The organism is Defluviimonas sp. SAOS-178_SWC, from assembly GCF_039830135.1.
In the GTDB taxonomy this organism is placed as follows: domain Bacteria; phylum Pseudomonadota; class Alphaproteobacteria; order Rhodobacterales; family Rhodobacteraceae; genus Albidovulum.
In genome coordinates this window covers 2,650,559-2,664,147 of the sequence record NZ_CP156081.1, presented here as the reverse complement: position 1 = coordinate 2,664,147, position 13,589 = coordinate 2,650,559, and the positions used below count along the sequence as shown (strand labels likewise).

The 13,589-nt window shown below is 66.8% G+C and carries 17 protein-coding genes and 1 tRNA gene; 8 read left to right on the top strand and 10 right to left on the bottom strand.

Features of this window, described 5'->3' with window-relative positions; genetic code table 11:
• Positions 1–74 precede the first annotated feature (74 nt).
• Entirely contained in the window at positions 75–329 is a 255-nt protein-coding gene (locus V5734_RS13760) for a hypothetical protein (RefSeq protein WP_347310212.1), read from the top strand.
• Positions 330–511: 182 nt separating this feature from the next.
• On the opposite strand, the gene V5734_RS13755 is transcribed toward V5734_RS13760, so the two are convergent.
• Entirely contained in the window at positions 512–730 is a 219-nt protein-coding gene (locus V5734_RS13755; protein WP_347310211.1) for a DUF1127 domain-containing protein, read from the bottom strand.
• A gap of 85 nt (positions 731–815) precedes the next feature.
• Here V5734_RS13755 and V5734_RS13750 point away from each other — a divergent pair, with 85 nt between their 5' ends.
• The 3 genes from V5734_RS13750 to V5734_RS13740 are packed head-to-tail and all read left to right on the top strand — an operon-like array spanning position 816 to position 3,535.
• Positions 816–2,237, top strand: coding sequence for a PLP-dependent aminotransferase family protein (locus V5734_RS13750; protein ID WP_347310210.1), 1,422 nt, complete (start codon positions 816–818; stop codon positions 2,235–2,237).
• Between the two features lie 6 nt (positions 2,238–2,243).
• Positions 2,244–2,873: a DNA-3-methyladenine glycosylase family protein gene (locus V5734_RS13745; RefSeq protein ID WP_347310209.1), complete on the top strand. Its 630-nt coding sequence runs from the start codon at positions 2,244–2,246 to the stop codon at positions 2,871–2,873.
• Positions 2,870–3,535: an alpha/beta hydrolase gene (locus tag V5734_RS13740; protein WP_347310208.1), complete on the top strand. Its 666-nt coding sequence runs from the start codon at positions 2,870–2,872 to the stop codon at positions 3,533–3,535. The genes V5734_RS13745 and V5734_RS13740 overlap by 4 nt, the downstream gene beginning before the upstream one ends.
• A gap of 20 nt (positions 3,536–3,555) precedes the next feature.
• Here V5734_RS13740 and V5734_RS13735 read toward each other — a convergent pair whose 3' ends face one another.
• Positions 3,556–3,972 carry a VOC family protein gene (locus tag V5734_RS13735; protein WP_347313637.1) on the bottom strand — a complete coding sequence of 139 codons (417 nt, stop codon included), beginning with the start codon at positions 3,970–3,972 and terminating at the stop codon, positions 3,556–3,558.
• Between the two features lie 155 nt (positions 3,973–4,127).
• Here V5734_RS13735 and V5734_RS13730 point away from each other — a divergent pair, with 155 nt between their 5' ends.
• Entirely contained in the window at positions 4,128–4,727 is a 600-nt protein-coding gene (locus V5734_RS13730; protein WP_347310207.1) for an HNH endonuclease, read from the top strand.
• Between the two features lie 66 nt (positions 4,728–4,793).
• Positions 4,794–5,750 carry an agmatinase gene (locus tag V5734_RS13725; RefSeq protein WP_347310206.1) on the top strand — a complete coding sequence of 319 codons (957 nt, stop codon included), beginning with the start codon at positions 4,794–4,796 and terminating at the stop codon, positions 5,748–5,750.
• 18 nt (positions 5,751–5,768) lie between these two features.
• On the opposite strand, the gene V5734_RS13720 is transcribed toward V5734_RS13725, so the two are convergent.
• The 4 genes from V5734_RS13720 to V5734_RS13705 form a co-directional block, all read right to left on the bottom strand.
• The gene (locus V5734_RS13720; protein WP_347310205.1) at positions 5,769–6,122 is read right to left on the bottom strand and encodes a RidA family protein; all 354 of its coding nucleotides are present in this window, start codon (positions 6,120–6,122) and stop codon (positions 5,769–5,771) included.
• 81 nt (positions 6,123–6,203) lie between these two features.
• On the bottom strand, positions 6,204–6,443 hold the full coding sequence (locus V5734_RS13715; RefSeq protein ID WP_347310204.1) for a hypothetical protein: 240 nt from the start codon (positions 6,441–6,443) through the stop codon (positions 6,204–6,206).
• A 49-nt stretch (positions 6,444–6,492) separates the two neighbouring features.
• A tRNA-Gly gene (locus tag V5734_RS13710) sits at positions 6,493–6,566 on the bottom strand.
• A gap of 69 nt (positions 6,567–6,635) precedes the next feature.
• Complete coding sequence (locus V5734_RS13705; RefSeq protein ID WP_347310203.1) at positions 6,636–7,337, bottom strand: endonuclease/exonuclease/phosphatase family protein; 702 nt, start codon at positions 7,335–7,337, stop codon at positions 6,636–6,638.
• A 65-nt stretch (positions 7,338–7,402) separates the two neighbouring features.
• On the opposite strand from V5734_RS13705, the gene V5734_RS13700 reads away from it, so the two are divergent.
• Positions 7,403–8,050, top strand: a complete 648-nt coding sequence (locus V5734_RS13700) for a hypothetical protein (RefSeq protein ID WP_347310202.1) — start codon at positions 7,403–7,405, stop codon at positions 8,048–8,050.
• Here the strand turns inward: V5734_RS13700 and V5734_RS13695 are convergent, their stop codons facing one another.
• A complete protein-coding gene (locus V5734_RS13695) occupies positions 8,051–9,469 on the bottom strand; it encodes a protein adenylyltransferase SelO (RefSeq protein WP_347310201.1) in 1,419 nt (472 codons plus the stop codon).
• 87 nt (positions 9,470–9,556) lie between these two features.
• Positions 9,557–10,495 (bottom strand): nucleoside hydrolase, encoded by a 939-nt coding sequence (locus tag V5734_RS13690; RefSeq protein ID WP_347310200.1) that lies wholly within the window; start codon positions 10,493–10,495, stop codon positions 9,557–9,559.
• A gap of 160 nt (positions 10,496–10,655) precedes the next feature.
• Between V5734_RS13690 and V5734_RS13685 the strand changes: the two genes are divergently transcribed.
• The gene (locus V5734_RS13685) at positions 10,656–11,558 is read left to right on the top strand and encodes a hypothetical protein (protein WP_347310199.1); all 903 of its coding nucleotides are present in this window, start codon (positions 10,656–10,658) and stop codon (positions 11,556–11,558) included.
• Between the two features lie 60 nt (positions 11,559–11,618).
• Here V5734_RS13685 and V5734_RS13680 read toward each other — a convergent pair whose 3' ends face one another.
• Both V5734_RS13680 and mazG read right to left on the bottom strand, forming a co-directional pair.
• Positions 11,619–12,626: a Fe(3+) ABC transporter substrate-binding protein gene (locus tag V5734_RS13680; protein WP_347310198.1), complete on the bottom strand. Its 1,008-nt coding sequence runs from the start codon at positions 12,624–12,626 to the stop codon at positions 11,619–11,621.
• 107 nt (positions 12,627–12,733) lie between these two features.
• On the bottom strand, positions 12,734–13,564 hold the full coding sequence (mazG, locus tag V5734_RS13675) for a nucleoside triphosphate pyrophosphohydrolase (RefSeq protein WP_347310197.1): 831 nt from the start codon (positions 13,562–13,564) through the stop codon (positions 12,734–12,736).
• Positions 13,565–13,589: the final 25 nt, after the last annotated feature.

Sequence of the window (13,589 nt, the reverse complement as noted above, 5' to 3'; positions counted from 1 at the left end):
TGAGCGACCGGATTGACGGGGCGGCGGGCGCCGGAGCATGGTCGCGCCATTGAGGCAGACAACAGAGCAGAAAAATGCCCCTCCAGTCCTACCACAGCTCCCACGGGGGCTTCGATTTCCTTGGCTTTCGCAAGGTGCCGTCGGGTGCGTTCGAGATCGTCTATGACGATGGCGTTGCCCGCCGCATGATCTGGCGTGTCCGGACCCAGGCGGCCGATCACACGATCGGCGAGGTCCTGCGCTATGCGGTCGACCAGACGCGGGTTCTGCCGGCGCTTCTCTCGGAGTTGAAGCGGCGGTCGATCGCGATCGAGGCAATCGCGGCCTGATCCGCCGCGCGGGTCACGCCCCGCCCGGACTTCGCGGCACGATCGCCGGTGATCCGTTGATGCCACGGTCGCGAATGCTTCGACCGTTCCGGGGGTGCGCGCGCATCATGCCGAGTGAAAAAAACGGCCGGGCAGGGCCCGGCCGAGGATGAGGGTCCGTCGGGGATGGTCAGGACCCTGCATTAACGCCAGAACGGGCGCAGCGCCTCGTCTTCGCAGAGGGCTCTGTCGAGGCCGATATCGCGCACCAGGCGATCATCGAGACGGGACAGCGCGAGCCGGCTGCGGCGGCGGCCCGACCATTCGTTCACAAGGCGGCCCAGCTGCGCGACGGTTGCCCGCGCCGTCAGGCGGCCGGACGGGAGATGCAGTTTCGGGGCAGTTCTTGCGGCATGGGTCATGGCGCACCTTTTGTATTGATACAAATTCGTCATTTCGGTAAGTGTATTCCTACAATGCGCGCGACGCCTGTTCCAGAGGTACATTGTGGCGGATACAATTTGGCAGCCCGACCTTTCCCGCTTTGACGGTCCGAAGTATCTGGCGCTCACCCGCGCCTTGCGCGAGGCGGTGCGGACCGGCGGGCTCGAGAAGGGCGAGCGGCTCCCTCCGGTCCGGGATCTTGCCTGGCGGCTGGGTATGACGCCCGGCACGGTTGCCCGCGCCTACCAGATCGTGACCCAGGAGGGCCTCTTGGAGGCGGCTGTCGGGCGCGGGACCTTCGTTGCCGCGACGCACCCGAAATTTGGGGCATCCCAGGCGCTTATACTCGAAACGCCGACCCGGCCGCGCGAGGATGCGGCAGAGGGGGTTGGCCCTGCGGACCTGCGGAGCCCGCGATTGCCGGAAGTGGGCCAGAACGAGGCCTTTTCGGCGATCTACCGGCGGCTCTCGGATGCCGGTCGGTTCGACTATCTCGGCTATCCGGGTCTGAAACGCGACCGGGATTTGCGGTCGGCTCTGGTCGCCTGGCTTGCGGACCGAAACCTCGGGGCGTTCGGGGCGGATGATATTGTACTGACACAAGGTGGACAAAACGCCATTGGGCTTGCCCTGCAATGCTGCCTCAAGGGCGCGCGACCGCATGTGATTCTCGAAGAACTCGCCTATCCCGGCTTCCGCCACGCTGCTCGCCTGAATCGGGCCGAGATCGTGCCGGTGATGATCGACGGCGCGGGCCTTTCCGCCGAGGCGCTCGACGACGCCTGCCGGCGCACCGGCGCCCGCATCGTCTGTGTCACGACCGAGGCGCAGAACCCGACAACCGTGCGGATGCCGATGGAGCGGCGGGCCGAGATCGTCGCCGTCGCCCGCCATCACGACCTCCAGATCATCGAGGATGACTGCTATTCGGTGGGGATCGCCAGCGCGCCCTCGCTCCGCGCCCTCGCGCCGGAACGGACCTGGCATATCACCTCGATCTCGAAATCGCTCGCGGCGGGGCTTCGGTTCGGCTGCATCGTCTGTCCGACCGGGCAGGGCGAACCGGCGCGCCTGGCCGCGCAGCATTCCTATTTCGGCCTGGCCCGCCCGATCGTCGACCTGATGATGGGGCTTTTCGCCTCGGGTGAGGCGGAGCGCCTCCGCGACCGCGTGCAGGAGGTTTTCGCGCACCGGCTCGAGATGACGCTGAACATCCTCGGCACGTTCGATATCGCCTGGCAGAAGGGCCTCGCCTTCGTGTGGCTGAAGATGCCGAACGGCTGGCGCGCCTCCACCTTCGTGCGAGAGGCGGAGACGGAGGGCGTTCTGGTGCGGTCGGCGGACGAATACGCGCTGATCGACAGCCATTCGCCGAACGCGGTGCGCATCGCGCTCGACGGGTCCTCGACCGAGGCGGAGTTCGCCCGCGCGCTCGACGCGATGGCGCGGCTCTTGCGCCACCCGCCCGGCGATCTGCCGGTCTGAGCGCCGATGCCGGGCCGGATCATCGAGACCGGGGCTTGCGTCGCCGAAGGGGCCGCATGGCTCGCCTTGCGCGAGCCGCGTTTCGCGGCGCTTCTCGACGAAACCGGCCCCTTGCCGCTGCGGCGGCGGCCGGACGGCTTCGCCGCACTCCTCGACGCGATTCTCGGCCAGCAGGTCTCCACCGCCTCGGCCGCCGCCCTCTGGGCGCGGATGGACGCGGCCGGGCTGGTGACGGAAGGCGCCGTGGCGGCAGCGTCGGAGGACGATCTGCGCGCCTGCGGGCTGTCGCGTCAAAAGATCCGCTACGCCCATGCTCTGGCGCGGGCCGGTATCGACTATGACGCGCTCAAGGAATGCCCCGATGAGGAGGTGATCGCCATTCTGACCGCATTGCCCGGCATCGGCCGCTGGACGGCCGAGGTCTATGCGCTGATCTCGCTCGGCCGGGCCGACGTCTTCGCGCCGGGCGATCTTGCCTTGCAGGAGGCGGCGCGGCTGCTCTTCGATTTGCCGGAGCGTCCGTCCGAGCGCGCCCTTCGCGAAATGTCGCTGGAGTGGAGCCCGTGGAGGGCGGTTGCGGCCCGCGCGCTCTGGGCCTACTACCGCGTGAGGCGCAGCCGGGAGGGTATCAGGTGACGCGGGAACTCAAATTCGGCCGGAAACCGGCCCGGTCGGGGAAGGCGAGTTCGCTCGTGATCTTTCTGCACGGATATGGCGCCGACGGCGCGGATCTTCTCGGCCTCGCCGATCCGCTGGCGCCGCACATGCCCGGCACCGTCTTCGTCGCGCCCGACGCGCCCGAACCCTGCGCGGGAAATCCCTTCGGCCGGCAATGGTTCCCGATCCCCTGGCTCGACGGGTCGTCCGAGGTGGCGGCGGCAGAGGGGCTGCGCCGGTCGTCGGAAGACCTCAACGCCTTCCTCGACGCGCAGCTCGCCGCTGAGGGGATGACGCCCGACCGTCTCGCCATCGTGGGCTTCTCGCAAGGCACGATGATGGCGCTTCATGTCCTGCCGCGCCGCCCCGCGCCGGTCGCCGGGCTCGTCGCCTTTTCCGGGCGGCTCCTCCAGCCGGATCGGCTCGCGGCCGAGGCGGTGTCGAAGCCGCCGGTGCTTCTGGTCCACGGCGATCAGGATCCGATGGTGCCCTTCGCCGACATGAGCCTCGCGGGGCAGGCCCTGACCTCAGCGGGGTTCGAGACCTATGGCCATGTCATGCAGGGCACCGGTCACGGGATCGCGCCCGACGGGCTGTCGGTGGCGCTGGCATTTCTGAGCGAGCGGCTGCCGGCGGCCTGACAGCGACCGGCGCCGGGCCGTCAGGCCCAGAGGGCTGGTTCCGCGAACTCCACGGAATTGCCCGCCGGATCGCGGACATAGATCGACCTTGCACCATTCGGCCAGCGAAAGTCGGCCTCGATCTCGATTCCGGCGGCCTCCAGATGGCGGCGCCAGTTGTCCAGGGCTTCGGCGGCGACCGAGAAACAGAAATGTCCCGGCCCATTCGCACCATGCGCCGGCACCGGGATCCTGGCATCCGGGCGCGGCGGATGCGCCGTGGCACGCGGATCGAAGACCAGGAGAATCGCCCCCCCGACGCGGAAGAAGACGTGCCGTCCGGCCTGCCGGGTCACGACCTTTAGCCCGAGCGTGCCCGCATAGAACCGCTCGGCCGCGTCCAGATCATCCGTGTAGAGCGCGCTTTCCAGCGTGCCGAGGATCGCGGGCGCCGACATTTTCGTCATTCCCCTGTCACTTTGCCGCGATACTACCCTATCGCATATAGCGGGGCTTGCCAGTGAGAATGCGCCAGATATAGTTGTGGATAAGCAGGGGCGGGTGCTCCCGCCTTTGGTGTCGGTGGACAGACAGGGCGAGGACGGAGTCTTTGATGCTGGACAGGGTTCATCAGGACGATTTCAGGACGACCTTCGTCCGGGAGCCTTCGGTGCTGAAGCACTACCCGGCTCTGGTCCTGAACGCCGATTTCCGCCCGCTCTCCTATTATCCTCTGTCGCTCTGGCCGTGGCAGGAGGCGATCAAGGCCGCCGTCCTCGACAGGGTGATCGTGGCGGCCGAATACGACGCGGTGGTGCACTCGCAACACGCGGAATTCAGGATACCGTCGGTGGTCGTCCTGAAAGACTACGTCAAACCCCAGAAGCGCGTGGCCTTCACGCGCTTCAATCTTTTTCTCAGGGACGAATTCTGCTGCCAGTATTGCGGATCGCGGGGTGACCTGACCTTCGACCATGTCCTGCCGCGCTCGCGCGGCGGGGTGACGAGTTGGGACAATGTCGTTGCCGCATGTTCGCCCTGCAACCTGCGGAAGGCGAACAAGTCTCTGAAACAATCGGGCATGTCGCTGCGCAAGGCGCCGCGCGCGCCCTCGGCCGAGGACATGCAGCGCGCCGGCCGGCGGTTCCCGCCGAACTACCTGCACGACAGCTGGGCCGATTTCCTCTATTGGGACGCGGAACTGGAAGCCTGATTACGGCGCCCGCTTTACCTTTCCCTCGCCACCGCTAAGCTCGCCCCGAAAACAGGGGGACCAGTCATGGCCGATGCATTTTTTCAACCGATCTCGGGGATGGAGCTGCCGCGTTTCGCGGGGATCCCGACCTTCATGCGGCTTCCGCATGTGACGCCGGGCCATCCGCGCGAATCGGACGTGCAGATCGGACTTGTCGGTCTGCCCTGGGACGGCGGCACCTCGAACCGGCCCGGCCCCCGGCACGGGCCGCGCCAGCTGCGCGACTATTCCACGATGATCCGCGCCCAGCATCCGGTGACCGGCCTTCGGCCGTTCGCGGCCGCGAACTGCGCCGATCTCGGCGATATCGGCCCGAACCCGGTGGACGGGCCCGATACGCTCGACCGGTTCGAACGCGCCTTCGCGGGCCTGAAGGCCAAGGGCATCCGGCCGCTGAGCGCGGGGGGCGATCATCTCTGCACGCTTCCGGTCCTGCGCGGCATCGCCCGCGACACACCTTTGGGCCTCGTGCATTTCGACAGCCATACCGACCTCTTCCCGGCCTATTTCGGCGGCAAGACGCTGACCCATGGCAACCCGTTCCGGAATGCCGTCGAGGAGGGGCTGCTCGACCCGAAGCGGATGATCCAGATCGGCATCCGGGGCACGATGTACGACAGTGCCGACCGCGATTTCGCCAAGGCGAACGGCATCCGTATCGTCACGATCGAGGAATTCTTCGACCGCGGCGTCCCTGACGTCATGGCCGAAGCGCGCGAGATCGTCGGGACAGCGCCCGCCTACATGTCCTACGATATCGACTTCGTCGACCCTTCGGTCGCGCCGGGGACCGGGACACCTGAATGGGGCGGGCCCAACGCCTATCAGGCGATGCAGGTCGTGCGCGAATGCGCCGGGCTGAAGATCGTCGGCGCCGATCTCGTCGAAGTGTCGCCGCCGGTCGACCCGACCGGCGGCACCGCGTGGCTCGGCGCCTCGCTGATGTTCGAGATGCTCTGCGTGATGGTCGCGGCCCTCTGACGGGCCGCGGGCCCGCGATCAGGCGACGGCCGCGTCGATGATGATCTCGACAAGATAGTCCGGCGTGGCGAGCTTCGCCTCACCGGTCGCGCGGGCCGGCGTGTGTCCTTCGGGAACCCACTGGTCCCAGACCGCGTTCATCGCCGCGAAATCGCGGTTGATGTCGGCAAGCCAGATCTGCGCGCGCAGAATCCGCGTCTTGTCCGAACCTGCCAGCGCGAGAAGCCGGTCGATCTCGGCCACGCAATCCTTCGTCTGCTGCGTGACGTCACCGCCCGGTTCGCCGACGATACCGGCGAGCCGGGCGACGCCACCATGGATCACCGCATTCGACATGCGCTTGCCAATTTCAATTCTGGTAATTCCGCTCATACCTCGTCCTTTCCTGTGACCGGGTTCGGACATGTCCTAACCAGTGCGGAAGGTCGAGGGAAGCGGAAACGCGAGCGCCGGTCAGCCGCCGAGCAGCTTCAGCGCCTCACCCAGATCGGCCTCTGACGTGGCGTGGTCGCCGGCCTCGTGCGCGGCCTTGCCTTTCTCGTAAAGCTCCATGACCTGGGCCTTGGTGGCGTCATCGGCGGTCGTCGTCGCCATCGCTTCGTCGATCTGCTTCATGAGCCCCGGACATTGCGTCGCAAAAGCCGGCACCGTCATCGCGAGAAAGACAGCGGTCGCTAGGTATGTCAGTTTCATCGAAGGTCTCCTCGTGCAGTTGGTTTGCAAGAAACGGTCGTCACAGGAGTGGAGCGGGTGAAGGGAATCGAACCCTCGTCGTAAGCTTGGGAAGCTTCTGCTCTGCCATTGAGCTACACCCGCATGGTTCGCTGATTACCGCGCGGCGCAAGAGGAGGCAAGGGGCAAGCGGATCGGCCGGCGGCATGCCGATCAGCGGGCGGTCTCGATCCGGATGTCGGCCCAGATCGGCAGATGGTCCGACGCGACCCGCGCCGGGGTACCGCCGAAGACGCCGGCCCGGGACATGTGCAGCCCGTCGCTGAGCGCGATGCGGTCGAGCGCGCCGATCGGGCCGGCGGCGGGGTAGCTGCGGCCGGGCGCGTGGAGCCGGAAGCCGGGGCCAAGCGCCTCGGCCCCGCCGCGCGCCGTCCAGTCGTTGTAATCGCCGAGGATGGCGGTCGGCATCTCTCCCCGCCGGCCGATCGCCGCACGGATCGCGGCAAGCTGCATGGAGCGGTAGCGGCGGATGAGACCCAGATGCACGCCGACGACCCGGTACGGCCCCGCCCGGGACGAGATCTCGGCCAGGATCGCGCCGCGTGGCTCCAGCCCCGGCAGGGCGATACGGCGGATTTTGTCGACCGAGATTCCCTTGCGGACAAGGATGGTCTGCCCGTGCCAGCCAAGGCTCGGCCCGTCCAGCGCGAACGGCAGGATGCCGAAGTCGGTTTCCTGTTCGATCAGCGCGTAGGGCAGGGCGGTGGGACGGGGCGGCAGCCGGAGGTCGACCTCCTGCAAGGCGACGATGTCAGCGTCGAGCGCATTGACGACTGCGATCACGCGCTCGGGGATCCGCAACCGGTCGAGACCGACGCATTTATGGACGTTGTAGGAGGCGAGACGAACGTTCATGTGACAGATTTATGCATTCCGGAGGCGGGGTTGAAGCACCGATTGCGGAGGTCTAGCTTGGCGCCATGTGGTTTCAGCGCCTCCGCCGCCAACCTCTCGTCGTCCAGGCGATCTGGACGGTGCTGGCCGTGGCCTTCGTCGTGGCGCTGGTCACGGCGCGCTGGTCGCTTGCCTTCGTCTCCGTCGCGACGTTCGGCCTGTCCCTGCTGCCGGTCCTCTTCCAGCGCCGCTTCGACATCCGGCTTCCGGTCCGGTTCTTCGGCTGGATCGTGATCTTCGTCTTCGCGACGATCTTCCTCGGCGAGGCCTTCGATTTCTACAACCGGTTCTGGTGGTGGGACATCGCGCTGCATGGCGGGTCGGCGCTGGCCTTCGGGCTGATCGGATTTCTCTTCGTCTTCATGTTGTTCGAAGGCGACCGCTACGCCGCGCCGGCCTGGGGCGTCGCTTTCGTCAGCTTCTGTTTCGCCCTTTCGATCGGCACGGTCTGGGAAATCTTCGAATTCGCGATGGATCAGCTTTTCGGGCTGAACATGCAGAAGACCGGGCTTGTCGACACGATGTGGGATCTGATCGTCGATACGATCGGCGCAGGGCTTGGTGCGACGGTGGGATACCTGTACCTCAAGGAGCAGGAATTCGGCGGACTCACAGGCGTCTTGCAGGAATTCGTCCACGCCAATCGCCGCTTCTTCCGCAAGTTCCGCCGCTGATCAGGTGCCGCAAAAGGTGCGGGTGACGACTTCGCCTTCGCCGGGGGCCGCGTCGTAGCCTTCGGCTTCCGGGCAGCGCTCGAACGGGTGCGCGAGGACGGCATTCAGCCGGTGGAACGGGTCGAAATCGCCCGCGACGGCGGCGCGGATCGCCTCCTCCACCCGGTGATTGCGGGGAATGTAGGCCGGGTTCGCCGTGGCGAGCGTAGCTTTGGGATCCGCCTCGCGCGCCAGCCGCGCCTGCCAGTCCGTCGCCCATCCCTCGAACGCGTCGGGCGCGGCGAATTCGGCGGCGGCGGTGCCCTCGGCGAGGCCCCGGAAGGTGCGGGTGAAATCCGCGCGGCCCTCGGCCATCCGGGACAAGAGCGCCTCGATCAGCGCACGGTCGCCGGGCTCTTCCGTCGCAAGCCCGATCTTGGCGCGGAAGAGGCGCAGCCATTCGTCCCCGTAGATCTCCGGCAGGCGGTTGATCGACGCGGTGGCGGCCTCGATGGCCGGGCCTTCCTCGCCCATCAGCGGCAGAAGGCAGGAAGCGAACTGCGCCAGGTTCCAAAGGGCGATCTGGGGCTGGTTGTTAAAGGCGTAGCGGCCGAACTGGTCGATGGAGGAAAAGACCTTTTCGGGGTGGTAGGCGTCCATGAAGGCGCAGGGCCCGTAGTCGATCGTCTCGCCCGAGATCGCCATGTTGTCGGTGTTCATCACCCCGTGGATGAAGCCAAGGCTCATCCACCGCGCGATCAGCCGCGCCTGCGCCGCCACGACCCTGTCGAGCAGATCGAGCGGGGTTTCGGCGTCGGGATAGTGGCGGGCGATGACGTGGTCGGCGAGAAGGCGCAGCGCCTCGCTATCGCCGCGCGCCGCGAAATACTGGAAGGTGCCGACGCGGATATGACTGGACGCGACCCGCGCGAGGACCGCACCGGGAAGGGCCGTCTCGCGCCAGACAACTTCACCCGTGGTGACAGCGGCCAGCGCCCTTGTCGTCGGGACGCCGAGCGCCGCCATCGCCTCCGAGACGATGTATTCGCGCAGGACCGGCCCGATCCAGGCGCGCCCGTCGCCCCGGCGCGAGAACGCGGTCGGCCCCGATCCCTTGAGCTGGATGTCGAAGCGGCGCCCGTCGGGGGCGACGACCTCGCCCAGAAGCAGGGCCCGCCCGTCGCCGAGTTGCGGCACCCAGCCGCCGAACTGGTGCCCGGCATAAGCCTGTGCCAGCGGCGCGGCACCGTCAGGCACGGCATTGCCGGCGAATATGGCGACCCAGTCAGGCTGCGCCAGCAGATCGGGGTCGAGGCCGAGCCTGTGGGAAAGGGGGGCGTTCACGGCGATCAGTCCCGGTTCCGCGACGGCGGCCGGCTGCATCCGGACGAAGAACCTGTCCGGCAAGCGGGAATAGGAATTGTCGAAAGTGACGGTCATGTCGGCGGCGCTCCTGCCTTCAAGATAAGGGTCGGAGCCGGCGAAGGGAATGTTCCCGGCGAAGTTTTCCCTCGGACGGGGCCGGGATCAGAGACGGGAGAGCCGTTCGGTCAGGAGCGCATAGAACCCGTCCGCATCAATATCGCCGATGAACATCGCGTTGGCCTCGCGCCCCGAGACGCGCCACCAGTCGGCGACGGTCATCCCGGTCGTGAACCGTCCCTCGGTCTCGATCTCCACGTTGATGTGCCGGCCCGAGAAAAGGTCGGGCCTGATCAGGTAGGCGATGGTGCAGGGGTCGTGCAGCGGCGCGCCTTCGGAGCCGTATTTCGCCATGTCGAAGCGTTCGAAGAAATCGGTCCAGCTTGCCACCGCATGACCGACCCTGGTGCCGAGATTGCGGAACCCCTCGACCCGTGCGCGCGTCGTCAGCGCCTGATGCGTCACGTCGAGCGGCATGACGACAAGCGGCACCCCCGATCTGAACACGATCTCGGCGGCCTCCGGATCGACATAGATATTGAACTCGGCCGCCGGCGTGATGTTGCCGACCGCGAAATAGGCGCCGCCCATCAGCACGATCTCGGCCACGCGCGGCACGATGTCGGGTGCCTTCTCAAACGCGGTCGCGATGTTGGTGAGCGGCCCGATCGGGCACAGCGTCACCGTGCCGGGCGCCTCCTTTCGCAGCGTCTCGATCAGGAAGTCGACCGCATGCCCCTCGGCCAGCGGCATCACCGGATCGGGCAGCGCGATGCCGTCGAGGCCGGTCTTGCCATGCACATGTTCCGCCGTCACCAACTTGCGCCGCAGGGGTCGGTCGCAGCCCGCAACGACCCTGAGATCGCTGCGTCCGGCCAATTCGCAGACGATCCGGGCGTTCTTCGCCGTCAATTCCAGCGGTACGTTGCCCGCGACGGCGGTGATCCCCAGCACATCCAGTTCAGGCGAGGCGAGGGCGAGAAGGATGGCGACGGCATCGTCCTGACCCGGATCGGTGTCAATGATGATCTTCCTCGCGCGCATTGCCGTCTCCTCTGAGCCCACGCGCGGAGACTGGCTTGCGCTTTCGCCCTTGTCCAGACGGGGGCGAGGGAGGCGTTGGCCCGATCTGCAACCAAAAGTTGCCAAACCTACGCCACAATTCGTTGCCAGCTTGGAAACGGTCCGGAAAAGGGCGTTTCCCATGCGCGACGACTCGTACGAAATTCTTGTCCATGCCGGTGCCCATTGCAGCGGCGCGGAGATGTTCCAGCGCTTCCTTGGCACCAACCGCGCGGCGATCGAAGCCACGGGATACGATCTTGCCTATCCGGGGCGCGGTGGCGCGACTGGTGGCAGTTTCGACTGCGCGTTCCCCGAACCGCGCCATCAGGGTTCCGATATCGACGGATTCGTGCAGACGGTCGAATCCGTCCTGAACGGTATGTGCCGGGGCGGTCGGGGTCTGATCCTGTCGGAACATGACCTTGCCGGTCGGATGGCGAACCTTCTTGGCGGCCGGTTCTATCCGGCTGCGGCGAAGCGGGCGGAGGTTCTTGGCCGGGCACTCGGAAAGCCGGTGGACCGGCTGGTCCTGACGGTGAAATCCTATGACGCGCTCTTCCTCGCCGCCTGGCGGCGCTTCGCGCTCGACCGGCAGATGGAGCCGTTCTCGGAATACGTCCCGGCGATGGCGAGCTTCACCGGCGGATGGGTCGAGGTCGTCGAGGGGCTGCGCGAGGGGCTTTCCGCCCGGAAAGTCGTCGTCCTCGCCACCCGGACCGAGCCGCTTGATCTGCTGTCGCACCTGGCGCCGCAGGTGCGGGTTGCCGATCCGCTCCTGCCGGGGGCCACTCCAACAATAACCGACAGCGCGATCGCGATGATCCAGCGCCACTACCGCCAGGGCGCGCGGTTCGCGCCGGGACAACGCGACCGGCTTCTGGCCTTCCATGCCCGCCAGCCGCAGGCGGCGCGCGAACACGGGTTTGCCGGGCTCCAGCTCGCCGATCTGCGCGGCCGCTTTGTCGCCGATCTCGATACGCTGGCGCGGATGCCGGGGGTCGAGGTCGTCGGAAGCGTTCTTCCGGCGATGGCGGCCGAATAGGTCCGGATGCGAAAACCCCGGCCAGAGGCCGGGGATCTCTTGTTTTGTAATTCGAATGGCCTAGCCGTCGAAGTTCACTTCTTCCATCAGCTTGAGCGCTTCCGGGCGGGACCGGGCCACGTCCATCAGGTTGAGATCGTCGGGCGTGAACGGACCCCAGCTTTCCACCAGTGCCGACCGCTCGACGCCGGGCTTCACCGGGAATTCGTGGTTGGTCTCGGCATAGACCTTCTGGGCGGCGTCGGAGGACAGGAATTCCATCAGTTTCAGCGCCGCGTCATGGTGCGGCGCGGCCTTGGTCATCGCGACGCCCGAGACGTTCATATGGGTGCCGCCGTTTTCGAAGACCGGATAGACGATGCGTACCGAATTGGCCCAATCCACCTGCTCGGGATCGGCCAGCATCTCGCCCATGTAGTAGGTGTTGCCGAGCGAGATGTCGCATTCGCCGGCCCAGATCGACTTGACCTGGCTCCGGTCGTTGCCCTCGGGTTTCTTGGCGAGGTTGGCGCGGAGCCCCTTCGCCCAGTCCCGCGCGTAGTCGGCGCCGTGATGCCCGATCATCGCCGCCATCAGGCCGAGGTTGTAGTCATGCGTGCCGGGACGGGTGCAGATCCGGCCCTTCCACTTCGGGTCGGCCAGATCCTCGTAGGTCGTGACCTCGCCATCGGCGACACGGTCCTTCGAGGCATAGACGATGCGCGCCCGCGTTGTCAGGCCGAACCACTGGTTGCCGGGGTCGCGGAACTCGGCCGGGATATTCGCGGCCAGCACGTCCGACGTGACGGGCTGGGTCACACCGGCCTCGACGACCTGCGCGAGGCGCGCGATGTCGACCGTCATCACGAGGTCGGCCGGGCTGCGGTCGCCTTCGCTGACAAGCCGTTCGACCATGCCCTTCTCGACGAAGGCGACGTTGACGTCGATGCCCGTCTCCTTGGTGAAGAGATCGAAAAGCGGCTGTACGAGCTCCGGCTGGCGCAGGGAATAGACATTGACCTCATCGGCCAACAGCGGTGTGGCGGAGGCCAGCGCCATCATGGCGAAGAGGGACGTTCGCGCGATCATAGTCGACTCCTTTAGTCAGATATTTCGCGGTTTATGCGTCGGGCCGGGCGCCGCGTCAATACCCGATAAAATTAATCGACTATTATGGGCGTTGCGGGCGGGGGCGCTCATGCGGCCGGCGCGCCGTGCTTCTCGGCGCGTTTCGCCTCGTCCCAAAGAGCGTCCATCTCGGCAAGGTCCGAGTCCTCGGGCCGCTTGCCGCGTACGGCCAGCGCCGATTCGATCATGGCAAACCGGCGGATGAATTTGGCATTCGCGGCCCTGAGCGCGGCTTCCGGGTCGATCTTCAGATGCCGGGCGAGGTTGGCGACGACGAAGAGGAGGTCGCCGAACTCCTCGAAGATCTCCGCTTCGCCCAGCGTCTCCCGCGCCTCGTTGAGTTCGCGTGTCTCCTCCGCGATCTTGTCGATCACCTCGCCCGTCGACGGCCAGTCGAAGCCGACCCGCGCGGCGCGGTTTTGCAGCTTCACCGCCCGCGTCAGCGCTGGAAGTCCGGCGGCGACGCCGTCGAGCGTGCCCTTTCCCGCCCGCTCGGCGGCCTTCATCCGTTCCCAGTCGCGGGTCTGGTCCTCGGCCGTCTTGTCGCGGCTCTCGTCTCCGAAGACATGCGGGTGCCGTGCGATCATCTTGTCCGAAATCGCGCGCACGACATCGTCGAAGCCGAAATGCCCCGCCTCGCGCGCCATCTGCGCGTGGTAGACGGCCTGGAACAGCAGATCGCCGAGCTCGCCCCTGAGCTCGTCCCAGGCCCCGCGCTCGATCGCGTCGGCGACCTCGTAGGCCTCCTCGATCGTATAGGGGGCGATGCTCGCGAAATCCTGTTCCAGATCCCAGGGGCAGCCCGTCTCGGGATCCCGGAGTCGCGCCATGATCTCCACCAGCCGGTCGATGCCGCCCTCTGGGTCGAGGCACAGGCGCTGGCTTTCTTCGCGGGACATGGCGCTTCCTTCTTCGTCGGTTGCG

Excerpts from the sequence above, each read along its gene's own strand:
- V5734_RS13760 (WP_347310212.1), top strand. The coding sequence starts at position 75 with ATGCCCCTCCAGTCCTACCACAGCTCCCACGGGGGCTTCGATTTCCTT.
- V5734_RS13755 (WP_347310211.1), bottom strand. The coding sequence starts at position 730 with ATGACCCATGCCGCAAGAACTGCCCCGAAACTGCATCTCCCGTCCGGC.
- V5734_RS13745 (WP_347310209.1), top strand. The coding sequence starts at position 2,244 with ATGCCGGGCCGGATCATCGAGACCGGGGCTTGCGTCGCCGAAGGGGCC.
- V5734_RS13735 (WP_347313637.1), bottom strand. The coding sequence starts at position 3,972 with ATGTCGGCGCCCGCGATCCTCGGCACGCTGGAAAGCGCGCTCTACACG.
- V5734_RS13730 (WP_347310207.1), top strand. The coding sequence starts at position 4,128 with ATGCTGGACAGGGTTCATCAGGACGATTTCAGGACGACCTTCGTCCGG.
- V5734_RS13725 (WP_347310206.1), top strand. The coding sequence starts at position 4,794 with ATGGCCGATGCATTTTTTCAACCGATCTCGGGGATGGAGCTGCCGCGT.
- V5734_RS13720 (WP_347310205.1), bottom strand. The coding sequence starts at position 6,122 with ATGAGCGGAATTACCAGAATTGAAATTGGCAAGCGCATGTCGAATGCG.
- V5734_RS13715 (WP_347310204.1), bottom strand. The coding sequence starts at position 6,443 with ATGAAACTGACATACCTAGCGACCGCTGTCTTTCTCGCGATGACGGTG.
- V5734_RS13705 (WP_347310203.1), bottom strand. The coding sequence starts at position 7,337 with ATGAACGTTCGTCTCGCCTCCTACAACGTCCATAAATGCGTCGGTCTC.
- V5734_RS13700 (WP_347310202.1), top strand. The coding sequence starts at position 7,403 with ATGTGGTTTCAGCGCCTCCGCCGCCAACCTCTCGTCGTCCAGGCGATC.
- V5734_RS13695 (WP_347310201.1), bottom strand. The coding sequence starts at position 9,469 with ATGACCGTCACTTTCGACAATTCCTATTCCCGCTTGCCGGACAGGTTC.
- V5734_RS13690 (WP_347310200.1), bottom strand. The coding sequence starts at position 10,495 with ATGCGCGCGAGGAAGATCATCATTGACACCGATCCGGGTCAGGACGAT.
- V5734_RS13685 (WP_347310199.1), top strand. The coding sequence starts at position 10,656 with ATGCGCGACGACTCGTACGAAATTCTTGTCCATGCCGGTGCCCATTGC.
- V5734_RS13680 (WP_347310198.1), bottom strand. The coding sequence starts at position 12,626 with ATGATCGCGCGAACGTCCCTCTTCGCCATGATGGCGCTGGCCTCCGCC.
- mazG (WP_347310197.1), bottom strand. The coding sequence starts at position 13,564 with ATGTCCCGCGAAGAAAGCCAGCGCCTGTGCCTCGACCCAGAGGGCGGC.